Genomic DNA, 24,106 nt, shown 5'->3' with positions numbered 1-24,106 from the left:
ACCTGATCGGCTTCGGTCCGTGGGCCGGAGACACCGCCTCACCGCGGAGTCTCCGGCCCATCGCCGTTTTCTCCGCCGGGTGCGGTTCGCGGTCACGTCAGGTTCTTCAGGGCCTCCCGGGTGGACAGTGGTGACAGGTCGGGGTGGTCGTGCACGAACGCGCGCACCCACGCGGCGTCCGTTTTCGCGTGGTCGCGCAGGGCCCAGCCGATGCCTTTCCTCAGGAAGAAGTCCGGGTCGGCCGCGTTGGCTTCGATCGCCGCGGTGAGCAGGACGTGGTCGACGTCGGTTTTGGCCGACACCTGGCTGATCACCGCGGTGCGGCGGCGCCACCGGTCCGGGTCGGTGGCCCAGCGCAGCAGGACCGGGGTGACCTCGGCGCGGTGCTCCCGCAGGATCGGCCCGACGCGGCGGATCGCGACCTCGTCCACGAAGTCCCACCACGCACCGCCCACGATCAGTTCCTCGTAGAGGTCCAGCAGCCCGGGGTCCTGCCACTGCCGGTAGGCGCGGTGGCCCGTCAGGTCGATCGCCGCGTAACGCTCCTCGCGGAATTCGGCGGTGCGCCACAAGGTGAGCACCGTCGTTGAAAAACTCACTCGATCGGGCAGAACGTGGTCGGCCAGCACCGTCTTCATGAGGGCGGCCCGCTCGGGCTTGGCCACGCCGCGAAACGGCATCGCCGACTTCATGTACGCCTGCATGCCAACGGCTTTCGCCGCGTCCGCCCGCTCGGCGAGTCCTGTTCGGACAGCCGAGATCAAGGCCGTGTCCACACCCATTGGCGGTCACCTCCACCGCGCCGGCCACCGCCGGGTGACGGCTGGCGCAACTCGTGTCGTGCGAGGAGATTGTGGCGGGTTGTCGGTAGTTTCGACCAATTCGGGTAACCCGCGAACGAAGAGGGCCATCGTGAAGAAAATCCTTGCCGTCCTGGCTGCCGCGGGTGTCGCGGTCGGGACGATGGCCGCCGCACCGGCCGCCACGGCGGCACAGGGGGCGGCGAAGCCGGGCTACACCCCGCCGCCGATCAGCTGGGGTGCGTGCCAGACCCCGAGCCTGACCAACGCCGGCGCCGAGTGCGGGTTCCTCGTGGTCCCGATGGACTACGCGAAGCCGGCCGGCACCAAGGTGCAGATCGCGGTGTCGCGGATCAAGCACAAGGCCGCGCAGTACCAGGGCGTGATGCTGGTGAACCCGGGTGGCCCCGGCGGGTCCGGGCTCGGGCTCTCGGTACTGGGCCAGTACGTGCCGAACGGCGCCGGCGGCGCCTACGACTGGATCGGCTTCGATCCACGCGGCGTCGGCTCCAGCAAGCCCACCGTGACGTGCGACGGCGGCTACTTCTCCTACGACCGGCCGCCGTACGTGCCCACCACGCCGCAGCTCGAGCGCACCTGGCTCGCGAAGACGCGCGGTTACGCGAAGGCGTGCGCCAAGAACGGCGCCATCCTCGACCACATCAAGACCACCGACGTCGCGCAGGACATGGACAGCCTCCGCGTGGCGCTGGGGGAGAAGCAGATCAACTACTACGGCTTCTCCTACGGCACCTACCTCGGGCAGGTGTACAGCACGCTGTACCCGAAGAACGTGCGGCGCATGGTGCTCGACGGCAACGTGGACCCGCGCAAGGTCTGGTACCAGGCCAACCTCGACCAGGACGTCGCGTTCGACCGGAACATCAAGATCTACTTCGGCTGGCTCGCGAAGTACGACTCGGTCTACCACCTCGGCAAGACCGCGACCGCCGTGGAGAAGCTCTGGTACGACCAGCAGAAGAAGCTCGACCGCTCCGCCGCCGGCGGCGTGATCGGCGGCGACGAGTGGACCGACGTGTTCCTGCAGGCCGGCTACTACGTGTTCGGCTGGGAGGACCTGGCCAAGGCCTTCGACGGTTGGGTGCACCGCGGCGACTGGCAGACGCTCAAGAGCCTCTACGACAACTCCAACCCGCCCGGTGACGACAACGGGTACGCCGTGTACAGCGCCGTGCAGTGCACCGACGTGCAGTGGCCGACCAAGTGGAACCGCTGGCGCCTCGACAACTGGACGACCTACTTCCGCGCGCCGTTCGAAACCTGGGGCAACGCGTGGTTCAACGCGCCCTGCGTGAACTGGCCCGCCAAGGCCGGCAAACCCGTGACGGTGGACGGCAGCAAGGTCGGCGGCGTGCTGCTGATCAGCGAGGAGCTCGACGCGGCGACGCCGTACGCGGGCAGCCTCGCGGTGCGGAAGCTCTTCCCGGAGTCGAGCCTGATCAGCGCCCCGGGCGGCACCACCCACGCCGGCTCGCTGTCCGGCGTCGCCTGCGTGGACGACAAGGTCGCCGACTACCTCGCGACGGGCGCGCTGCCGAAACGCACGGCGGGCAACCACTCCGACGCCCAGTGCGACCCGGTGCCGCCGCCGGTTCCGGCCGCCGCGGACGCACAACAGAAGAGCGACGCACCAGCCCAGGCCCAGGTGGGCTCGCTGCTGCGCTTCTGATCGTTTTCCTCCGGTGCCCCGGTCCGGTCCGCCAGGCCGGGGCACCTGCCGTCTGTGGTGATGGTGTTCGGTGTGCTTTCGCACCGTCGCTCCTCGGTTGCTCTTCGTGGTTGTCCGGGACGGTACGGCGGGGGTCCGACAATTTCGGAGCGCAGCCGTTCGCGCACGGGCCGTGAGCGGATTTTGTCGGGGGTGGGCGCTACCTTCCCGGCATGACGATCATCGAAGAGCACCGGACCGAGGTCCGGGTCGGAAACATCCAGTACCAGATCGCCGTCGTCGCCCGCCCGGGCGACACGGCCGAGCAGAACCGCGTCACGGTCACCGTGGGCGGCGAAGGACCCGAGGGCGAATCCGTCGTGCACGGCCGGCTCGACCTCGACACCACCGCGGTCCCCACGGTGGCCGACCTCCTGGCCGGCAGCCTGCACGCCTTCGCCGGCGGCCCACGCCGAAGATCCGGCGAACGCCCCGCCCAGCAAGGCAAACCGTGGAACGCGGACCTCGACGCCGAACTGGAGTCCGCCTGGCTGGCGGGCGACACGGTCGCCGACCTGGCCCGCCGCTTCGAACGCACGGCGGGTGGGATCCGCTCGCGCTTGCCGCGGGTCGGGTGTGACCCCGAACGGCCGGGGCAGCACCTGCCCGCGCCGCCGAGCCTGCGGGAGTCCGGGGAGGGGGAGGAGTGACCTCTGCCGTGCCCGTGGGCTGCGGGGCCACGGGCACGGCTCCGGCCACGGGTACGGCTCCGGCTGTGGAGCGGTGGGGCAGGCGATCGGTTGATCCGCGAGCGGTGCGGTTGTCCTGAGTGCTGCGAGCTGGGTCGGCCGGCCCGGGACGTCGCGGTGCCGGGATCGCTGCTCGGCATGGCACGGCCGGCCCGGGATGTCGCGGTGCCGGGATCGCTGCTCGGCATGGCACGGCCGGGCTTCACTGATCGAGTCGGCGAGCCTGCCCGAGATTGCCGGGGAGAAGCTGGTTGGTCGTGCCTCGCGGCCTTTCCCGCTGTGGCACCGACGAGCCTGCCGAACAGCGGGCGACCCGACTTGCCGTGGCGATCCCGGCCGCGGTGCAGCCGACCGAACGGGTTGCCGGCCCGCGAGGCCTCGGCGATGCCCTCGCCGCGGTTCGGCGCGGCGAGGCCATCGCGGGGACATCAGCCGAATGCAGCGCGGGCCGAGGCGGGTTCAACGCGGAAGGAAACTGACCAGGCGTGCGGTGGTCGTGCTGACGGGGGCGACTGCCGGTTGGCTTCGGGAGGCGACCGATCGGCTGTGCCTTGGCGTGCTGGTTGGCGGCAGCTGCCGGCCAGAGGTCGTGGCCCCGCGACGCTTCGGCGTCTCCTGGGCATCAGCGCCCGCAGCGCGAGCCGAGGAGGCTTCAGCGCGCAGGGCGAGTGATCAGCGGTGCCGGTGCCCCCGTGGCTGCGGGGTACGGCCGCGGCTCAGCGCGGGCGAGGTGCTGGCTGTCGCCCTGCGGAGCCTGGATGAGTTCGCGGACGGAGAGGAGTGACCACCTGATCAGTGCGGGGGAGGTGCTGGCTGCCGCCTCGCGGAGCCTGGATGCGTCCGCAAACGGAGAGGAGTGACCACCCGATCGGATGATCCGCGAGCCGCCCGATCCCCAGCAGAGCCGAGAGCTGCGACAACAACCCGGCCACCACCGACGGCGAACCCGATCACCAGCCCGGCATGGCCGGAAACACACCCGGCCCAGCGGAATCCTGTTTGTTTGAGCTTGCATGCTCGTGCATAATCATGCGTATGACGGTGAAGATCGCGGTGGCCGGCGCGAGTGGGTATGCGGGTGGGGAGCTGTTGCGCCTGTTGCTGACCCATCCGGAGGTCGAGATCGGGGCGCTCACGGCGGCCAGCAGTGCGGGGACGATGCTGGGTGTGCACCAGCCGCACCTCGCGCCGTTGGCCGGGAGGGTGTTGGAGGAGACGTCGGCGGAGACGTTGGCCGGGCATGACGTCGTGTTTCTGGCGCTGCCGCACGGGCATTCGGCCGAGGTGGCGGAGCAGCTGGGGCCCGACGTGCTCGTGGTCGACCTCGCGGCCGATCACCGGCTGGCCGACGAGGCGGACTGGCAGCGGTGGTACGGCGGCGAGCACGCGGGGCAGTGGCCCTACGGCCTGCCCGAGCTTCCCGGCGCGCGCGAGAAGCTCGTGGGCACCAAGCGGATCGCGGTGCCCGGGTGTTTCCCGACCGGTGGGTCGCTGGCCCTCGCGCCGGCGCTGGCGGCGGGGCTGATCGAGCCGGACGTCACGGTGGTGGCGGTCACGGGCACGTCCGGGGCGGGCAAGAGCCTCAAGACGAACCTGCTCGGGTCCGAGGTGATGGGGTCCGCGAGCGCGTACGGCGTGGGGGGCAAACACCGCCACACGCCGGAGTTCGCGCAGAACCTGGGGGGCGTCGCGGGCAAGCCCGTCACGGTGTCGTTCACGCCGGTGCTGGCGCCGATGCCGCGGGGCATCCTCACCACCGCGAGTGCGCCGCTGATCGGCGAGGTCGACGAGACCGCCGTGCGCGAGGTGTACGAGAAGGCCTACGACGCCGAGCCGTTCGTGCAGCTGCTGCCCGCGGGTCTGTGGCCCGCCACGGCGTCGACGCTCGGGTCGAACAACGTCCAGCTGCAGGTGGGCGTGGACGCGGACGCGGGGCGGCTCGTGGTGATCTGCTCGCTCGACAACCTGACCAAGGGCACCGCGGGCGGTGCCGTGCAGTCGATGAACCTGGCGCTCGGATTCCCCGAGACCACCGGACTTTCCACCGTGGGAGTGGCACCGTGACCGTGACCGGCCCGAAGGGTTTCCGCGCCGCCGGCGTCGCCGCCGGCATCAAGGCGTCCGGGGCGCTCGACCTCACCCTGGTGGTGAACGACGGCCCGCTCGACGTCGCCGCGGGGGTGTTCACGCGCAACGTGATCAAGGCCGCACCGGTGCTGTGGTCGCAGGAAGTGCTGAAGCAGCAGAAGCTCAAGGCGGTGGTGCTCAACTCCGGCGGCGCCAACGCGGCGACCGGCCCGGGCGGGTTCCAGGACACGCACGCCACCGCGGAGAAGGTCGCCGAGGTCCTCGCCGTCGGCGCGATCGAGGTCGCCGTGTGCTCCACCGGCCTCATCGGCGAGCGGCTCCCGATGGCGGCCGTGCTGTCCGGTGTGGACAGTGCCGCGAAGGCGCTCGACGCGAGCCCCGAGGCGAGCCTCAACGCCGCCGCCGGCGTGATGACCACCGACACCAAGCCGAAGCAAGCGTTTGCGAAGGACGACCAGGGCTGGAGCGTCGGCGGGTTCGCCAAGGGCGCCGGCATGCTCGCGCCGAACCTCGCCACGATGCTGTCGGTCCTCACCACGGATGCCGTGGCGGACAAGGAAGTGCTCGACCGCGCGCTGCGCGCCGCCACCCGCGTGACCTACGACCGGCTCGACGTCGACGGCGGCACGAGCACCAACGACACGGTGCTGGTGCTCGCGTCCGGAGCGAGCGGGGTCGAGCCGACGGAGGCCGAGCTCACCGAGCTGCTCACCGCCGTGGCCCACGACCTCGTGCTGCAGCTGCGCGCCGACTCCGAAGGCGCGACCAAGGACGTCGACGTGACGGTGCGCGGTGCCGCTTCGGAAGAGGACGCCGTGGTGGTCGCCCGCACGATCGCCGAGGACAACCTCGTGAAGACGGCGCTGTTCGGGTCCGACCCCAACTGGGGGCGCATCGCGATGGCGCTCGGCCGCGCGCCGGCGCGCATCGACCCGGAGACGGTGTCGATCACCATCAACGGCGTCACGCTGTTCGCGGCCGGCACCACGGCGGCGGACCGCTCGGCGGCCGACCTGTCGGGCCGCGCCGTCGAGGTCCTCGTCGACCTCGGCGTCGGCGGCTCCGAGGCCACCATCTACACCACCGACCTCTCCCACGGCTACGTCGAAGAGAACAGCGCCTACTCCTCATGACCGGCACGGAGGACCTGATTTCCGCGGACGAGAGGCTCGAGACGGCGGCCGAGAAGGCCGGAGTGCTCATCGAGGCGCTGCCGTGGCTGCAGCGCTTCCACGGCGCCACCGTGGTGGTGAAGTACGGCGGCAACGCGATGATCGACGACACCCTCAAGGCGGCGTTCGCGCAGGACATGGTGTTCCTGCGCCTGGCCGGCCTGCGCCCCGTGGTGGTGCACGGCGGGGGACCGCAGATCACCGCGATGCTCACCCGCCTCGGGGTGGAGGGCGAGTTCAAGGGCGGCCTGCGCGTGACCACCCCCGAGACGATGGACATCGTCCGCATGGTGCTGGTCGGGCAGGTCAGCCGCGAGCTGGTGGGCCTCATCAACGCCCACGGCCCCTACGCCGTCGGCATCTCCGGCGAGGACGCGCGGCTGTTCACCGCCGAGCGCAAACAGGCCACTGTGGACGGTGAGCAGGTCGACATCGGGCTCGTCGGCGAGGTCGCCGCGGTGAACCCCGACGCGGTGCTCGACATCGTGAACGCCGGCCGCATCCCCGTGGTGTCCACGGTCGCGCCCGACGTCGACGGCGTGGTGCACAACGTGAACGCCGACACCGCCGCGGGCGCGCTGGCGGCGGCGCTGGGCGCGGAAAAACTCGTGGTGCTCACCGACGTCGAGGGCCTCTACGCCAACTGGCCCGACCGCTCGTCGCTGATCGACCGCATCCAGGTCGACCGCCTGGAGAAGATGCTGCCCGAGCTGGCCAGCGGCATGATCCCGAAGATGGAGGCCTGCGTGCGCGCGGTCCGCGGCGGCGTGAGCCGCGCCCACGTGATCGACGGCCGCCTCGCGCACTCGGTGCTGCTGGAGGTCTTCACCTCCCGCGGCATCGGCACGATGGTCTTCCCCGAGCCCGCACCCACCCCAGAGAACCCCGAAATCCCCGGAACGGAGCTCCCGTGACCACCCCCACCTCGAACGAGGCGGGCCGGCAGCACTGGCAGTCGGCCCTGATGGACAACTACGGCACCCCCGGGCTCACGCTGGTCCGCGGCGAGGGCGCGAAGGTGTGGGACGCCGACGGCACCGAGTACGTGGACCTCGTCGGCGGCATCGCCGTGAACGCGCTCGGCCACGCCCACCCCGAGGTGGTGCGCGCCGTGTCCGAGCAGATCGCGACGCTGGGCCACACCTCGAACCTGTACGCGAACCCGGTCGCGATCGAGCTCGCGGAGGCGCTGCTCGACGTCGCCGGCCTCACCGGCCAGGCCAAGGTCCTGTTCGCGAACTCCGGCGCCGAGGCCAACGAGGCCGCGCTGAAGATCAGCCGGCTCACCGGCCGCAGCAAGGTCGTCGCGGCGGAGGGCGCGTTCCACGGCCGCACGATGGGGTCGCTGTCGCTCACCGGGCAGCCGGGCAAGCGCGAACCGTTCGCGCCGCTGGTCCCGGGTGTCACCCACGTGCCGTACGGGGACGTCGAAGCCCTGCGCGCCGTCGTCGACACCGAGACGGCCGCCGTGTTCCTCGAGCCCGTGCTCGGCGAGGCCGGCGTGATCCCGGCGCCCGACGGCTACCTGCAGGCCGCGCGCGAGATCACCAAGGCCACCGGCACCCTGCTCGTGCTCGACGAGGTGCAGACCGGCATCGGCCGCCTCGGTACCTGGTTCGCCTTCCAGCAGACGGGCATCGTCCCGGACGTGATCACGCTCGCGAAGGGCCTCGGCGGCGGCCTGCCGCTGGGCGCCGTGATCGGCATCGGCGCGGCGGCCGAGCTGCTCAAGCCGGGGCAGCACGGCACCACCTTCGGCGGCAACCCGGTGTGCTGCGCGGCCGGCCTGGCGGTGTTGCGCACCATCGCGCGCGACAACCTGCTCGACCACGTTTCGGCGCTGGGCAAGGACATCGCCGCCGGCGTGGAGGCGATCGGGCACCCGCTCGTGTCCGGCGTGCGCGGCGCGGGCCTGCTGCTCGGCATCACCCTGCGCGAGCCGGTGTCCGCCGCGGTCGCCAAGGCCGCGCAGGACGCCGGGTACCTCGTGAACCCCGTCGCGCCCGACACCGTGCGGCTCGCTCCGCCGCTCGTGCTCGACGCCGAGCAGGCCCACGGTTTCCTCGCCGCCCTCCCGGCCGCCCTCGACTCCACCACCACGAAGGACCCGAACTGATGCCTCGCCACTTCCTCCGCGACGACGACGTCAGCCCCGCCGAGCAGGCCACGCTCCTCGACCTCGCCGACGCGCTCAAGGCCGACCCGCTCGGCAACAAGTCCCTGGCCGGCAAGACGGTCACGGCGATCTTCGAGAAGAACTCCACCCGTACGCGGTTCTCGTTCGAGGTCGGCATCAGCCAGCTCGGCGGGCACCCGGTGATCGTCGACGGCCGATCGATGCAGCTGGGCCGGGAGGAGACCATCGAGGACACCTCGCGTGTCCTGTCGCGCTACGTCGACGGAATCGTGTGGCGCACCTTCGCGCAGAAGCGCATCGACTCGATGGCCTCGGTCGCGTCGATCCCGATCGTCAACGCGCTCACCGACGAGTTCCACCCGTGCCAGGTCCTCACCGACCTCATGACCATCCGCGAGCGCAAGGGCAAGCTCGCCGGGCTCACGCTCGTGTACCTCGGCGACGGCGCGAACAACATGGCCCACTCGCTGCTGCTCGGCGGCGTCACCGCGGGCATGCACGTGCGGGTCGTGTCGCCGGAGGGCTTCCAGCCCGACCAGCAGGTGATGCTCGACGCGAAGCTGCGCGGCACCGAGACCGGCGGCAGCGCGGCGGTGTTCACCGACCCGCACGACGCGGTGGCGGGTGCCGACGTGCTGGTCACCGACACGTGGACGTCGATGGGCCAGGAGAACGACGGCCTCGACCGCGTCGGTCCGTTCCGCGCGCTGCAGGTGAACGCCGGGCTGCTCAAGCGCGCGGCCGACGAGGCCATCGTGCTGCACTGCCTTCCCGCGCACCGCGGTTGGGAGATCACCGACGAGGTGCTCGACGGCCCCGCCAGCGCGGTGTGGGACGAGGCCGAGAACCGCCTGCACGCGCAGAAGGCCCTCCTCGTCTGGTTGTTCGAGCAGAGCGGACGATGACCGGCAGCCGGGTCGGGCGCCAGGCTCGCATCACGGAGCTGGTGTCCACGATGGCCATCCGCAGCCAGACCGAGCTCGCCAAGCTGCTCGCGGCCGAGGGCATCGAGGTCACGCAGGCGACGTTGTCGCGCGACCTCGACGAGCTCGGCGCCGTGAAGCTGCGCGGCGCCGACTCGGGGGCGCCGGTGTACGTGATCCCCGAGGACGGCAGCCCGGTCCGCGGGGTGCAGGGTGGTACGTCGCGGTTGTCCCGGCTGCTGGCGGAACTGCTCGTGTCGGCCGACGCGTCGGGCAACCTCACCGTGCTGCGCACCCCGCCCGGGGCGGCGCAGTTCCTCGCGAGCGCCATCGACCGCGCGGCGCTCGAGGAGGTCGTCGGCTCCATCGCGGGCGACGACACGGTCGCGGTGATCGCCCGGGAACCGTTGAGCGGCCGCGATCTCGCGGAACGCTTCACCGCGCTCGCCCGGCGCTCGGCCGAGGGCGAGGAGCTGTGACCACCGTGCTCGCCTACGCGGGCGGGCCGCTCCGGCTCGCGGGGCGGCCCGAGGTGATCACGGTGTCGGTCGACCTCGGTGCGGGCGACGTCGACTTCGCCGCGCTGCGCGAGCGGGCCCTCGCGGCCGGGGCGGCCGACGCCCTCGTGGTCGACGCGCGCGCCGAGTTCGCGGACGAGTACTGCCTGCCCGCCTTGCAGGCCAACGCGGTGCTCCACGGCCGCTACCCGCTCGTCGGTTCGCTCGCGCGGCCGCTGATCGAGAAGCACGTGACCGCGATCGCGCGGGCGCGCGCCGCCGACGTCGTCTGGTCGGAGGAGCCTGGGCCGCTGTCCTCCGAGCGCACGCTCTGGGGCCGCGCGACCGCGGCGACCGAGGCCGATCCGTGGCAGGCCCCCGGCGACGTGTTCGCCTACACCGAGCACGCCGCGGCCAACATCGACGCGCCCGACGAAGCCGTGCTCACGTTCGACCGCGGGGTGCCGGTGGCCGTCGACGGCGAGACGGTGAGCGTGGCCGAGGCCGTGGTGCGGCTCGGGCATCGCGCCGGCGCCCACGGCGTCGGCCGGTTCGACCTGGCGGCTGGCACCCGCGGCCGGGAGATCTACGAGGCCCCCGGCGCGGCGGTGCTGATCACCGCGCACCAGGAGCTGGAAAACCTGACCCTGGACCGGGATCTCACCTGGTTCAAGCACTCGGTCGACCGGCGCTGGACCGAGCTCGTGCACGACGGGCTGTGGTCCTCGCCGCTGCGCGAGCCGCTCGACGCGTTCGTGCGGCAGACGCAGGAACACGTGTGCGGTGACGTGCGGCTGGTCTTCCACGGCGGAGCCGTCGTGGTCACCGGGCGCCGTGGCGAAGAGCCCTTCGCCCGCGGGCGGCACCTTCGTCCCGTCGGACGGCGGTACCGTCCCCTGACCGGGCAGGAGCACCCGGACCACCCGACCCACCGGGCTTCGTGAGAAGCCCGAGGCAGAAAGGCAGCACGTGAGCGCGAAAGACCAGCCGGTGGCCCTGTGGGGCGGCCGGTTCGCCAGCGGACCGGCCGAGGCGATGGCGGCGCTGAGCGCCTCCACCCACTTCGACTGGCGCCTGGCGCCCTACGACATCGCCGGCTCGCGGGCCCACGCCCGCGTGCTGCGGAAGGCGGGCCTGCTCACCGACGCCGAGCTGGCCGGCATGCTCGAAGCCCTCGACGTGCTCGCGCAGGACGTCGCGTCCGGCGCGTTCACCCCGACGGTGGCCGACGAGGACGTGCACACCGCGCTGGAGCGCGGCCTGCTGGAGCGCGCGGGCACCGACCTGGGCGGCAAGCTGCGGGCGGGCCGCTCGCGCAACGACCAGGTGGCCACGCTGTTCCGCATGTGGCTGCGCGACGCCGCGCGCCGCGTCGTCGCGGGCACCCTCGACGTGGTCGACGCAATCGTGTCGCAGGCGCAGCGCCACCCCGACACGATCCTGCCCGGCCGCACCCACCTCCAGCACGCGCAGCCGGTGCTGCTGGCCCACCACCTGCTGGCCCACGGCCAGGCGCTGCTGCGCGACGTCTCCCGCCTGCGCGACTGGGACGCCCGCACCGCCGAATCGCCGTACGGCTCGGGCGCGCTGGCCGGTTCGTCGCTCGGACTCGACCCCGAGGCCGTGGCCACGGAGCTGGGTTTCGACACGAGCGTGGAGAACTCGATCGACGGCACCGCTTCGCGCGACTTCGTGGCGGAGTTCGCCTTCGCCGTCGCGATGCTCTCGGTGAACCTCTCGCGCATCGCCGAAGAGGTGGTCATCTGGAACACCGCCGAGTTCGGCTACGTGACCCTCGACGACGCGTGGGCCACCGGCAGCTCGATCATGCCGCAGAAGAAGAACCCGGACGTCGCCGAGCTCACGCGCGGCAAGGCGGGCCGGCTCATCGGCAACCTCACCGGCCTGCTGGCGACGCTCAAGGCGCAGCCGCTCGCGTACAACCGCGACCTGCAGGAGGACAAGGAACCGGTGTTCGACTCGGTCGAGCAGCTGGAACTCCTGTTCCCGGCGATCGCGGGCATGCTCGCCACGCTGACCTTCCACACCGACCGGCTCGCCGAGCTGGCGCCGGCCGGCTTCACGCTCGCCACGGACATCGCGGAGTGGCTGGTGCGCCAGGGCGTGCCGTTCCGCGTGGCCCACGAGGCGGCGGGGGAGAGCGTGCGCGTGGCCGAGGGCCGCGGCGTCGGGCTCGACGAGCTGACCGACGAGGAGTTCCGGGCCATCAACCCGGCGCTCACGCCGGCCGTGCGCGAGGTGCTCACCGTCGAGGGTTCGGTGCGTTCGCGCAACTCCCGCGGCGGTACCGCGCCCGAGCGCGTCGCCGAGCAGCTCGAACGACTCGTGGACCGGGTCGCGACCGTCCGGCAGTGGCTGAAGTAGCCGACCGGTTCGGCCGGGGAGCGCGCTTCCCGGCCGAACCAGGCACTCGGGTACTCAGCGGCCGGCGGATAGGCTGAAGCGGACGAGGGGAGCACGAGTGGACCGGTTGTTCCGGCGCGAGGAACTGGCACGGGACCCGGTCGACCTGGGGCACCTGCTGCTCGGCGCGGTCCTCGAGGCCGACGCGCCCGACGGCACGGTCGCCGTGCGGCTCGTGGAGGTCGAGGCCTACCGCGGGTTCGACGACCCGGCCTCGCACAGCTACCGCGGCAAGACCCCGCGCAACGCCCTGATGTGGGGCCCGGCGGGCTACCTCTACGTGTACTTCGTCTACGGCATGCACTTCTGCGCCAACGTGATCAGCGGTGCGGAGGACGAACCCGGGGGCGTGCTCCTGCGCGCCGGCGAAGTGGTGCGAGGCGCCGACCTCGTGCGCAAGCGGCGGCCCCACGCCCGCGGCGACGGCGAGATCGCCAAGGGCCCCGCGATCCTCACGTCCGTGCTGCGCGTCGACCTGACGCAGAACGGCGTGGACCTCACCGACCCTTCGTCGCCGGTGCGGCTGCGCGTCGGAGAACGTGTGGCGCCCGAGCAGATCCGCAGCGGCCCGCGCGTGGGCGTCGCGACCGGGATCGACACGCCGTGGCGGTTCTGGGTCGACGGATCGCCCGCCGTGTCGGCCTACCGGCGCGGGGGCAAACGGCGGCAGGTACGCCCCGCGGGTTAGTCGCTTGACCTGGTGCGGGAGGATCTACAGGTGTGAGTGAGCACATCCTTGACGAGCTGTCCTGGCGCGGCCTGATCGCGCAGTCCACCGACATCGACGCACTGCGGCGAGACCTCGACCAGGGACCCCTCACCCTCTATTGCGGTTTCGACCCGACCGCGCCCAGCCTGCACGCCGGCAACCTCGTGCCCCTGCTCATGCTCAAGCGCTTCCAGCGCGCCGGGCACCGGCCGATCGTGCTGGCCGGCGGCGCGACGGGCATGATCGGCGACCCGCGCGACACCGGTGAGCGCACGCTCAACACCCTCGACGTGGTCGCCGAGTGGGCCGGGCGCATCCGCGGGCAGCTGGAGCGGTTCGTCGAGTTCGACGACTCGCCGACGGGCGCGGTGGTCGAGAACAACCTCAACTGGACCGGCCAGCAGAACGTGCTGGAGTTCCTGCGCGACGTGGGCAAGCACTTCTCGGTGAACGTGATGCTCAACCGCGAGACGGTGAAGCGCCGGCTCGAGTCCGACGGCATGTCCTACACCGAGTTCAGCTACCTGCTGCTGCAGTCGCAGGACTACCTGCAGCTCTTCCGGCAGTACGGCTGCACGCTGCAGGTCGGCGGCTCCGACCAGTGGGGCAACCTCGTGGGCGGGGTCGACCTGATCCGCCGCGTCGAGAGCGGCAGCGCCCACGCGCTGACCGCGCCGCTGGTCACCGACGCCGAGGGCCGCAAGTTCGGCAAGTCCACCGGCGGCGGCAACCTGTGGCTCGACCCGGAGATGACCTCGCCGTACGCCTGGTACCAGTACTTCGTGAACGTGGGCGACGCCGACGTGATGCGCTACCTGCGCATGTTCACCTTCCTCACCCGGGAGGAGATCGACGCGCTGGCCGAGGACACCGAGCAGCGGCCCCACCTGCGTGCGGCGCAGAAGCGGCTCGCGCAGGAGTTCACCGACCTCGTGCACGGTGAGGACCAGACGGCGCAGGTCATCGCGGCCAGCCAGGCGTTGTTCGGGCGCGGTGAGCTGGGTGAGCTCGACGCCAAGACGCTCGACGCGGCGATGGCCGAGGTCCCGACCGGCAAGGTCGCCGACGACGCGACGATCGTCGACCTGCTGCTCGCCGGGGGACTGGTGGACAGCAAGGGCGCCGCGCGCCGCACCGTGAAGGAAGGCGGGGCGTACGTGAACAACGTGAAGATCGCCGACGAGGAGTGGAAGCCGGCCGCTTCCGACGCCCTCCACGGGCGCTGGCTCGTGGTCCGGAAGGGCAAGCGGAACATCGCCGGCGTCAGCCTCGGCGGCTGATCGCGGCCGACGGCCCGAAACAGGGCCCTGACCTGCGGGAACGCGGTTAAGGTACCCCCCTGTTTCGGGCCGTTTCGGGCCATGTAAAGTTCTCCAGGTCGCCAGGGAAACCGGGTGGCCGACCGGGACACGAACCAAGCTCTCGCCTCAGGCGATTGAGTGGGTGGCCCAACCAAAACTGCTAGGAATGACTGCTTCGGTTGAGGCTGGCCCTGCGGGGTTCGGGTTTGATCGTGGTGTGTTGCTTGAGAACTCAACAGTGTGCTAGTGAACTAAGCCAGTAGAGCTTATATGTAACCTCGTATGAGGTTCCTTTGAGAATATGATTGAGAATAGTCTCGATCAAACTGTTCATTGTTGGAGAGTTTGATCCTGGCTCAGGACGAACGCTGGCGGCGTGCTTAACACATGCAAGTCGAACGCTGAAACACTTTCGGGTGTGGATGAGTGGCGAACGGGTGAGTAACACGTGGGTAATCTGCCCTGCACTCTGGGATAAGCCTTGGAAACGGGGTCTAATACCGGATATCACTTCCTCAGGCATCTGAGGGGGTTGAAAGTTCTGGCGGTGCAGGATGAACCCGCGGCCTATCAGCTTGTTGGTGGGGTGATGGCCTACCAAGGCGACGACGGGTAGCCGGCCTGAGAGGGTGACCGGCCACACTGGGACTGAGACACGGCCCAGACTCCTACGGGAGGCAGCAGTGGGGAATATTGCACAATGGGCGCAAGCCTGATGCAGCGACGCCGCGTGAGGGATGACGGCCTTCGGGTTGTAAACCTCTTTCGCCAGGGACGAAGCGCAAGTGACGGTACCTGGATAAGAAGCACCGGCTAACTACGTGCCAGCAGCCGCGGTAATACGTAGGGTGCGAGCGTTGTCCGGAATTATTGGGCGTAAAGAGCTCGTAGGCGGTTTGTCGCGTCGGCCGTGAAATCTCCACGCTTAACGTGGAGCGTGCGGTCGATACGGGCAGACTTGAGTTCGGTAGGGGAGACTGGAATTCCTGGTGTAGCGGTGAAATGCGCAGATATCAGGAGGAACACCGGTGGCGAAGGCGGGTCTCTGGGCCGATACTGACGCTGAGGAGCGAAAGCGTGGGGAGCGAACAGGATTAGATACCCTGGTAGTCCACGCTGTAAACGTTGGGCGCTAGGTGTGGGCGACATCCACGTTGTCCGTGCCGTAGCTAACGCATTAAGCGCCCCGCCTGGGGAGTACGGCCGCAAGGCTAAAACTCAAAGGAATTGACGGGGGCCCGCACAAGCGGCGGAGCATGTGGATTAATTCGATGCAACGCGAAGAACCTTACCTGGGCTTGACATGCGCCAGACATCCCCAGAGATGGGGCTTCCCTTGTGGTTGGTGTACAGGTGGTGCATGGCTGTCGTCAGCTCGTGTCGTGAGATGTTGGGTTAAGTCCCGCAACGAGCGCAACCCTTATCCTACGTTGCCAGCGCGTTATGGCGGGGACTCGTGGGAGACTGCCGGGGTCAACTCGGAGGAAGGTGGGGATGACGTCAAGTCATCATGCCCCTTATGTCCAGGGCTTCACACATGCTACAATGGCTGGTACAGAGGGCTGCGATACCGCGAGGTGGAGCGAATCCCTTAAAGCCGGTCTCAGTTCGGATCGCAGTCTGCAACTCGACTGCGTGAAGTCGGAGTCGCTAGTAATCGCAGATCAGCAACGCTGCGGTGAATACGTTCCCGGGCCTTGTACACACCGCCCGTCACGTCATGAAAGTCGGTAACACCCGAAGCCCATGGCCCAACCCGTAAGGGAGGGAGTGGTCGAAGGTGGGACTGGCGATTGGGACGAAGTCGTAACAAGGTAGCCGTACCGGAAGGTGCGGCTGGATCACCTCCTTTCTAAGGAGCACAACACATCCACTGGGCCGGGATACCCGGACTAACCTGGTGGGGTGGCTGGAACTCAAGTGCCGAATGTGTGCTTGTTCCGGTTGCTCAAGGAATTGTGGAACTACTGGTTATGGTCACTTCTGGTTGGCAAAACCTCTTCTAGTACTGATCGCTTGCGGTCGTGGAACGGAGGGCCGGCGCCTGGGGAAGTGATTGTTCGCGAGGCACACTGTTGGGTCCTGAGGCAACACGCCTTGGGGCGCTTGCCCCGGAACGTGGTTTGTTTCTGGTGTGGTGTTTGAGAACTGTAGAGTGGATGCGAGCATCTTTGTGGTCAAGTTGTTAAGGGCACATGGTGGATGTCTTGGCTTCAGGAGCCGATGAAGGACGTAGGAGGCTGCGATAAGCCTCGGGGAGCTGTCAACCGAGCTGTGATCCGAGGATTTCCGAATGGGGAAACCCAGCACCAGTGATGTGGTGTTACCCGCGCCTGAATATATAGGGCGTGTGGAGGGAACGCGGGGAAGTGAAACATCTCAGTACCCGTAGGAAGAGAAAACAAAAGTGATTCCGTGAGTAGTGGCGAGCGAAAGCGGAAGAGGCTAAACCTTGCGTATGTCAAGCTGTCAGGCGTTGTACGTGTGGTGTTGTGGGACCCGCCTTGGAAGGGCTGACACTCTTCCGGGTTGATGTGCTGGTTAGTGGAACGCCTTGGGATGGGCGACCGGAGTGGGTGAGAGTCCCGTACGCGAAAACCAGTTTCATAGACCTTGGTGGTGTTCCCGAGTAGCAGCGAGCTCGTGGAATTTGCTGTGAATCTGCCGGGACCACCCGGTAAGCCTAAATACTTCCTGAAGACCGATAGCGGACGAGTACCGTGAGGGAAAGATGAAAAGTACCCCGGGAGGGGAGTGAAAGAGTACCTGAAACCGTGTGCCTACAAGCCGTCAGAGCCTATGGGTGATGGCGTGCCTTTTGAAGAATGAGCCTGCGAGTTAGTGCTGCGTGGCGAGGTTAACCCGTGTGGGGTAGCCGTAGCGAAAGCGAGTCTGAATAGGGCGATTGAGTCGCGTGGTCTAGACCCGAAGCGGAGTGATCTACCCATGGCCAGGGTGAAGCGACGGTAAGACGTCGTGGAGGCCCGAACCCACTTAGGTTGAAAACTGAGGGGATGAGCTGTGGGTAGGGGTGAAAGGCCAATCAAACTCCGTGATAGCTGGTTCTCCCCGAAATGCATTTAGGTGCAGCGTCACGTGTTTCACTGCGGGGGTAGAGCTACTGGATGGTCTAGGGGCCTTACCGGGTTACCGAAATCAACCAAACTCCGAATACCGTAGTGTGAGAGCGTGGCAGTGAGACGGCGGGGGATAAGCTTCGTCGTCGAGAGGGAAACAGCCCAGAACACCAGCTAAGGCCCCTAAGTGTGTGCTCAGTGGGAAAGGATGTGGGATTGCCCAGACAACCAGGAGGTTGGCTTAGAAGCAGCCACCCTTGAAAGAGTGCGTAATAGCTCACTGGTCAAGTGGTCCTGCGCCGACAATGTAGCGGGGCTTAAGCACACCGCCGAAGCTGTGTCATTGCAACATTAGGTCTAACGATCGTTGTGATGGGTAGGGGAGCGTCCTGCGCCCGGTGAAGCGGCCGCGTAAGCGAGTCGTGGAGGGTGTGGGAGTGAGAATGCAGGCATGAGTAGCGAATGCAGAGTGAGAAACTCTGCCGCCGGATGACCAAGGGTTCCTGGGCCAGGCTAATCCGCCCAGGGTAAGTCGGGACCTAAGGCGAGGCCGACAGGCGTAGTCGATGGACAACGGGTTGATATTCCCGTACCCGAGCATGTGCGCCCATGATGAGGCAGTTGATACTAACCACCCAAAGCCATGCTTGAAGCCTTCGGGTGAATGGTGTGTGTGGAGCGTGGGATCTGATTCTGTAGTAGTCAAGCGATGGGGTGACGCAGGAAGGTAGCTCCGCCAGGCGATGGTTGTCCTGGTGTAAGCGTGTAGGCCGTCATGTAGGCAAATCCGCATGGCAATAGGCTGAGACGTGATGCGTAGCCGTTTGAGGCGAAGAGGGTGATCCTATGCTGCCGAGAAAAGCCTCTAGTGAGTGCATGCACGGCCCGTACCCCAAACCAACACAGGTGGTCAGGTAGAGAATACCAAGGCGATCGGGTGAACTGTGGTTAAGGAACTCGGCAAAATGCCCCCGTAACTTCGGGAGAAGGGGGGCCAAACACCTTGAAGCCATTTACTGGCTAGGGGTGGGTGGCCGCAGAGACCAGCGGAAAGCGACTGTTTACTAAAAACACAGGTCCATGCGAAGTCGCAAGACGATGTATATGGACTGACGCCTGCCCGGTGCTGGAACGTTAAGAGGACCGGTTAATCCCTTCGGGGGTGAAGCTGAGAATTTAAGCGCCAGTAAACGGCGGTGGTAACTATAACCATCCTAAGGTAGCGAAATTCCTTGTCGGGTAAGTTCCGACCTGCACGAATGGCGTAACGACTTTCCGGCTGTCTCAACCACAGGCCCGGCGAAATTGCACTACGAGTAAAGATGCTCGTTACGCGCGGCAGGACGGAAAGACCCCGGGACCTTTACTATAGTTTGGTATTGGTTTTCGGTTCGGCTTGTGTAGGATAGGTGGGAGACTGTGAAGCGGTGACGCTAGTTATCGTGGAGTCATTGTTGAAATACCACTCTGGTCGAATTGGGAATCTGAACCTCGGGCCATGATCTGGTTCAGGGACAGTGCCTGATGGGTAGTTTAACTGGGGCGGTTGCCTCCTAAAGAGTAACGGAGGCGCCCAAAGGTTCCCTCAGCCTGGTTGGCAATCAGGTGTTGAGTGCAAGTGCACAAGGGAGCTTGACTGTGAGACAGACATGTCGAGCAGGGACGAAAGTCGGGACTAGTGATCCGGCACCACCTGGTGGAAGGGGTGTCGCTCAACGGATAAAAGGTACCCCGGGGATAACAGGCTGATCTTGCCCAAGAGTCCATATCGACGGCATGGTTTGGCACCTCGATGTCGGCTCGTCGCATCCTGGGGCCGGAGTAGGTCCCAAGGGTTGGGCTGTTCGCCCATTAAAGCGGCACGCGAGCTGGGTTTAGAACGTCGTGAGACAGTTCGGTCCCTATCCGCCGCGCGCGTAGGATACTTGAGGAAGGCTGTCCCTAGTACGAGAGGACCGGGACGGACGAACCTCTGGTGTGCCAGTTGTCCCGCCAGGGGCATGGCTGGTTGGCCACGTTCGGAAGGGATAACCGCTGAAGGCATCTAAGCGGGAAGCCTGTTCCAAGATGAGGTATCCCACCCCATGTGGGTTAAGGCCCCCAATAGACGATTGGGTTGATAGGCCAGAAATGGAAGCACAGTAATGTGTTGTTGAGTTGACTGGTACTAATAGGCCGAGGACTTGCCTACAAAGATGTTACGCATCCACTCTACGGTTCTGAAACACCACACCGGTGACAGAAGCAGGTCACGCGGTGTGTGTTGTTTCGTAGTGTTTCGGTGGTTATAGCGCCAGGGAAACGCCCGGTCCCATTCCGAACCCGGAAGCTAAGCCTGGTAGCGCCGATGGTACTGCAACCGAAGGGTTGTGGGAGAGTAGGACGCCGCCGAACTAAATGTAGAATGTAGGCCCCGGTTGAGAACTTCCGAGTTCTCCCGGGGCCTACCTCTATGTTGGCGTGCTGTGCGGTGCCCGTGACGGAGCGCCAGGCGCGCGCGGGGTGCTCCGAACGGCCCCGTAGGATGGTCAGTCGGCCCCTCTAGCGGGTGGCCCGTGATAACACAAGATTTTTCTATGGCAGGAGGCCAGGTGTCCGAGTTCGGTCGACGTGACTCAGAGGATGATGGGTCCGGCCGGTCGGCTCGCCGCGACCAGGGCTCCCGCGGCAACCGGTCGGACGCGCCCCGGGGAGACCGGCGTGGCGCGCGGCAGGACCGCGGCGGCCGCGACGGCGGCTACCAGGGACGCCCCCGGCGTGATGACCACGGTGCGCGCGGCGGCGGCTACCAGGGCCGGCCTTCCGGCGGCGACGGTGGCCGCGACCAGCGCAGCGGCGGCTTCGCCGGGAACCGAGGCGGCTCCGACGACCGCGGCTCGCGCGGCGGTTACGAGAACCGTTCGGGCCGGCCGCAGGGCAAATCGGCCTCCGGGCGTCGTTGGGAGGACCGCGGCTCGAGCGGCTCCGGCGGCGGCTTCCGTGACGACAACCGCTCCGGCGGTGGATTCCGCGATTCGCGTGGCTCCGGCGGCGGCTCGCGCGGTGGTTTCCGTGACGACAACCGCTCGGGCGGCTTCCGTCCGCAGCGCGATTCGGGTGACCGCGACAATCGTGGCGGCGGGTTCCGCAATGACCGCGACGACCGCGGTTCCGGTGGTTTCCGCAAGGACCGCGACGACCGGGGCGGCAGCGGCTACCGCGGCACCTCGGGTGGTTCGCGTGACGACCGCGGTGGTTCCGGTGGTTACCGGGGTGGCAGCAGCTCGGGTTCGGGCGGCTACCGGGGTGGCAGTGCGGGCGGTTCCGGCTCGGGCGGCTACCGCGGTGGCAGTGGCTCGCGGGACGACCGGGGCGGCAGCTCGGGTGGTTACCGCGGCGGCAGCACCGGCGGCTCGCGCGACGACCGAGGTGGCTCCGGATTCCGCAGTGGGGGCTCCGGCAGTGGTGGTTCGGGCGGGTTCCGCGGTGGCAGCAGCAGCGGTGGGTACCGCGGCGGCAGCTCCGGTGGATCGCGTGACGACCGCGGTGGTTCCGGTGGTTACCGGGGTGGCAGCAGCTCGGGTTCGGGCGGCTACCGCGGCGGCAACTCGGGCGGCTCGAGCTCGGGCGGGTACCGCAACGACCGTGACGACCGCGGTGGCTACCGCGGTGATCGGGACAACCGTGGCGGTGGCGCGGGTACTTCCGGTGGCTACCGAGGTGACCGGGACAACCGCGGCAGTGGCTCGGGTACGTCGGGTGGCTACCGGGACAACCGCGGCAGTGGCTCGGGTTCCTCCGGCGGCTACCGGGGCGACCGCGACGACCGTGGTCCGCGTACCGGTGGGTTCCGGGACGACCGGCGTCCGGGCGGGTTCCAGAAGGACCGGGACGACCGGGGCACCCGCGGTGGTGGCTCGCGTGACGACCGCGGTTCCGGCGGCGGGTACCGCAAGGACGACCGCGGTGGGTACCGCGGCGACCGCCGTGACGACCGGGGCGGCTCGGGCGGTTTCGACCGCCGCGACAGTGGCTCTGGCGGCTCCGGTGGCTCTCGTGGTTCGTTCAACCGGGACGACAATCGCGGTGGTTTCCGCGACCGTCGTGACTCGGGCGACTCCCGGGGCCGGCGCGACTTCGACCGCAGCGAAAGCCGTGGCACCGAAACTCGCGGCGCCGCCTTCGAGGACTCCGGTGACTTCGACATCACCGACGACGGTTTCGTAGCCGCCGACACCGCCGACGGCGAAGACTTCCGTCCGGTCGCCGACAGCGCCCGTGGCGAGCGGTCGAACGCGTCGGCGGACGGCGACTCGGACACCGACTCGGACCGTGAGCAGAACAGCGGCTCCGCGGCGCGCGTCGAGCGCACGGAAGACAGCGCCGCCGGCGTCAGTGACGACAACGCGGCGAGCGCCGTCCGCGCCGAGCGGCCCGCTGCCGAGGACGGCGACGCGGGGCGTGGCACCGAGGGCGGCCGCGGCGACGGCCCGGCCGGCGATGACCGCAGCGACACCAGCGAGCGGTCCGCTCGCGACGACAGCGCAGATGACCGCGGCGATAGCGAGAACGCCGGCGCTCAGAGCGCACCGGCCGACCGTGATGGCGACGAAGGCACGGGCAACGACAGCCGCGCCGACGCTGCCGACCGCGAGAACACGGCCGAGCGTGGCGAGCGGCCCGTGCGTGACCGCGACAGCCGCGACAACGGCCGTGACAGCCGGGACAGTCGAGACGGCCGGCGCGACGACCGGCCCCGCCGTGACGACCGCAGTGAGCGTGGCGATCGAAGCGGCCGCGACGACCGCCCGCGTCGGGACGACCGCGGCGGCCGTGACTCGCGGCCCCGCCGGGACGACCGGCCCCTGCGCGGCACCCGTGCCGGCGCGGAGGCGCTGGACGACGCGGCCCTGGCGCGCGAGCTGCTGGAAGCGCCGGAGCTGCCGGAGGGCATCGAGTTCTCCGACCTCGACGACGAGGTGCGCCGTGAGCTGCGGACGTTGCCGAAGGGGCTGGCCGAGACCGTCGGGAAGCACCTGGTCGCCGCGGGCGGGTTGATCGACGTCGACCCGGAGGCGGCGCTGGAGCACGCGAAGTACGCGAAGCTGAAGGCGTCGCGTGTGCCGATCGTGCGTGAGGCGCTCGGGCTCGCGGCCTACCACGCCGGCAACTGGCAGGAAGCCCTGTCGGAGCTGCGGGCCGTGCGGCGCATGACCCGCAGCGACGAGCACATCGCGATCATCGCCGACTCCGAGCGGGCCCTGGGCCGGCCGGAGCGGGCGCTGGACCTCGCGAAGGAGACCGACACCGCGAAGCTCTCGAAGGCGACGCAGGTCGAGCTGGCGATCGTCACGGCCGGTGCGCGGCGGGACCTCGGCCAGGTGGACGCGTCGGTGGTGTCGCTGCAGGGGCCGGATCTGGTGCCGAGCAAGCGGGACCCGTGGAGCGCGCGCCTGTTCTACGCCTACGCCGACAACCTCGTGGCCGCCGACCGCAAGGACGAAGCCGTGCGCTGGTTCCTCAACGCGGCCGAAGCCGACCGCGAGGACGAGACCGACGCCGCCGAGCGGGCCGCGGAGCTCTCGAATGAGTGACGCGCTCCACGCGGGTTACGACGCGGTGCTGTTCGACCTCGACGGCACCGTGTACCACGGCGCCCAGGTGATCGAGGGCGCACCGGAAGCAGTCGGGGCCGTGCGCGCGTACGGCACGGCCGTCCGGTTCGTGACGAACAACGCGTCGAAGGCCCCGGCCGACGTCGTGACCCACCTCGTGGAGCTGGGTCTCGACGCGGTGGTCGACGAGGTGCACACCAGCGCCCAGGCGGCCGCCGCGCTGCTCGGCGAGCGCCTGCCCGCCGGGGCGCGGGTCGTGGTCGTGGGCACGGACTCGCTGGCGGCCGAGGTCGAGGCGGCCGGGCTCACGACCGTGCGCAAGGCCGACGACGACGTCGCGGCCGTGGTGCAGGGGCACTCGCCGGAAACGGCGTGGCCCGACCTCGCCGAGGCGGCGCTGGCCATCCGCGCGGGGGCGCTGTGGGTCGCCTGCAACGTCGACACCACGCTGCCCAGCGAACGCGGCCTGCTGCCCGGCAACGGGTCGATGGTCGCGGCGCTGCGCACGGCCACCGAAAGCGAACCGGTCGTGGCGGGCAAACCGCAGCCGCTGCTGTTCGAGACGGCCGCGCGCTCGGCCGGCTCGAGCCGGCCGCTGGTGGTCGGCGACCGGCTCGACACCGACATCGCCGGCGCGGTCGCCGCGGGCATGGACGTGCTCGCGGTGCTCACGGGCGTCGCGACGCCCGCCGGCCTGCTCACCGCGGTGCCGGCCGAGCGGCCGACGCACCTGGCCGCCGACCTCACCGCGCTCACGTTGCCCGCCGACGACCTCAAGATCGGGCCGCGGCCCGGCTGGGAGATCACCACGGGCGACGTGCTGACCGTCCGCGGCAGCGGTGACGCCCTCGACCTGCTCCGCGCGCTGTGCCACGCGGCGTGGGGCAGCGGCGTGACCGAGGTCCGCGCCGAAGGTGACGCGGCCGAGGCGGCGCTGACCGGGCTGAGCCTGGCCTGACTGGTAGT

At 68.8% G+C, this 24,106-nt stretch carries 15 protein-coding genes and 3 rRNA genes; 17 read left to right on the top strand and 1 reads right to left on the bottom strand.

The window, feature by feature from the left end:
- Positions 1–92 precede the first annotated feature (92 nt).
- Positions 93–782, bottom strand: coding sequence for a DNA alkylation repair protein (locus tag VSH64_RS17730; protein WP_326836719.1), 690 nt, complete (start codon positions 780–782; stop codon positions 93–95).
- Positions 783–912: 130 nt separating this feature from the next.
- On the opposite strand from VSH64_RS17730, the gene VSH64_RS17725 reads away from it, so the two are divergent.
- The 17 genes from VSH64_RS17725 to VSH64_RS17645 all read left to right on the top strand — a co-directional run bounded on the left by VSH64_RS17725 (position 913) and on the right by VSH64_RS17645 (position 24,098).
- Positions 913–2,490: an alpha/beta hydrolase gene (locus tag VSH64_RS17725; protein WP_326836718.1), complete on the top strand. Its 1,578-nt coding sequence runs from the start codon at positions 913–915 to the stop codon at positions 2,488–2,490.
- 212 nt (positions 2,491–2,702) lie between these two features.
- Complete coding sequence (locus VSH64_RS17720; RefSeq protein WP_326836717.1) at positions 2,703–3,179, top strand: helix-turn-helix domain containing protein; 477 nt, start codon at positions 2,703–2,705, stop codon at positions 3,177–3,179.
- A gap of 1,074 nt (positions 3,180–4,253) precedes the next feature.
- Positions 4,254–5,282 carry an N-acetyl-gamma-glutamyl-phosphate reductase gene (gene argC, locus VSH64_RS17715; RefSeq protein WP_326836716.1) on the top strand — a complete coding sequence of 343 codons (1,029 nt, stop codon included), beginning with the start codon at positions 4,254–4,256 and terminating at the stop codon, positions 5,280–5,282.
- On the top strand, positions 5,279–6,439 hold the full coding sequence (gene argJ, locus VSH64_RS17710; protein WP_326836715.1) for a bifunctional glutamate N-acetyltransferase/amino-acid acetyltransferase ArgJ: 1,161 nt from the start codon (positions 5,279–5,281) through the stop codon (positions 6,437–6,439). The genes argC and argJ overlap by 4 nt, the downstream gene beginning before the upstream one ends.
- Positions 6,436–7,392, top strand: a complete 957-nt coding sequence (argB, locus tag VSH64_RS17705) for an acetylglutamate kinase (protein ID WP_326836714.1) — start codon at positions 6,436–6,438, stop codon at positions 7,390–7,392. The genes argJ and argB overlap by 4 nt, the downstream gene beginning before the upstream one ends.
- Positions 7,389–8,594 (top strand): acetylornithine transaminase, encoded by a 1,206-nt coding sequence (locus VSH64_RS17700; RefSeq protein WP_326836713.1) that lies wholly within the window; start codon positions 7,389–7,391, stop codon positions 8,592–8,594. The genes argB and VSH64_RS17700 overlap by 4 nt, the downstream gene beginning before the upstream one ends.
- Positions 8,594–9,520, top strand: a complete 927-nt coding sequence (gene argF / locus VSH64_RS17695; RefSeq protein ID WP_326836712.1) for an ornithine carbamoyltransferase — start codon at positions 8,594–8,596, stop codon at positions 9,518–9,520. Before VSH64_RS17700 ends, argF begins: the two co-directional genes overlap by 1 nt.
- Positions 9,517–10,017: an arginine repressor gene (locus tag VSH64_RS17690; protein ID WP_220241947.1), complete on the top strand. Its 501-nt coding sequence runs from the start codon at positions 9,517–9,519 to the stop codon at positions 10,015–10,017. Before argF ends, VSH64_RS17690 begins: the two co-directional genes overlap by 4 nt.
- The gene (locus VSH64_RS17685; RefSeq protein WP_326836711.1) at positions 10,014–10,979 is read left to right on the top strand and encodes an argininosuccinate synthase domain-containing protein; all 966 of its coding nucleotides are present in this window, start codon (positions 10,014–10,016) and stop codon (positions 10,977–10,979) included. Before VSH64_RS17690 ends, VSH64_RS17685 begins: the two co-directional genes overlap by 4 nt.
- Positions 10,980–11,004: 25 nt before the next feature.
- Complete coding sequence (gene argH / locus VSH64_RS17680; RefSeq protein ID WP_326836710.1) at positions 11,005–12,420, top strand: argininosuccinate lyase; 1,416 nt, start codon at positions 11,005–11,007, stop codon at positions 12,418–12,420.
- A gap of 97 nt (positions 12,421–12,517) precedes the next feature.
- Positions 12,518–13,147, top strand: coding sequence for a DNA-3-methyladenine glycosylase (locus VSH64_RS17675; RefSeq protein WP_326836709.1), 630 nt, complete (start codon positions 12,518–12,520; stop codon positions 13,145–13,147).
- 32 nt (positions 13,148–13,179) lie between these two features.
- Positions 13,180–14,448: a tyrosine--tRNA ligase gene (gene tyrS / locus VSH64_RS17670; protein WP_326836708.1), complete on the top strand. Its 1,269-nt coding sequence runs from the start codon at positions 13,180–13,182 to the stop codon at positions 14,446–14,448.
- A gap of 354 nt (positions 14,449–14,802) precedes the next feature.
- Positions 14,803–16,321, top strand: a 16S ribosomal RNA gene (locus VSH64_RS17665).
- A gap of 323 nt (positions 16,322–16,644) precedes the next feature.
- Positions 16,645–19,737 (top strand): 23S ribosomal RNA (locus tag VSH64_RS17660).
- 86 nt (positions 19,738–19,823) lie between these two features.
- Positions 19,824–19,940: ribosomal RNA gene (gene rrf / locus VSH64_RS17655) — 5S ribosomal RNA — on the top strand.
- The 16S, 23S and 5S rRNA genes sit together here, the layout of an rRNA operon.
- 197 nt (positions 19,941–20,137) lie before the next feature.
- A complete protein-coding gene (locus VSH64_RS17650) occupies positions 20,138–23,119 on the top strand; it encodes a hypothetical protein (protein ID WP_326836707.1) in 2,982 nt (993 codons plus the stop codon).
- Positions 23,112–24,098, top strand: a complete 987-nt coding sequence (locus VSH64_RS17645; RefSeq protein ID WP_326836706.1) for an HAD-IIA family hydrolase — start codon at positions 23,112–23,114, stop codon at positions 24,096–24,098. The genes VSH64_RS17650 and VSH64_RS17645 overlap by 8 nt, the downstream gene beginning before the upstream one ends.
- Positions 24,099–24,106: the final 8 nt, after the last annotated feature.

The sequence above is a fragment of the Amycolatopsis rhabdoformis genome, assembly GCF_035918295.1.
Taxonomy (GTDB): domain Bacteria; phylum Actinomycetota; class Actinomycetes; order Mycobacteriales; family Pseudonocardiaceae; genus Amycolatopsis; species Amycolatopsis rhabdoformis.
Note: the sequence above shows the minus strand (reverse complement) of the source record. Positions and strands in the feature narration are given on the sequence as shown.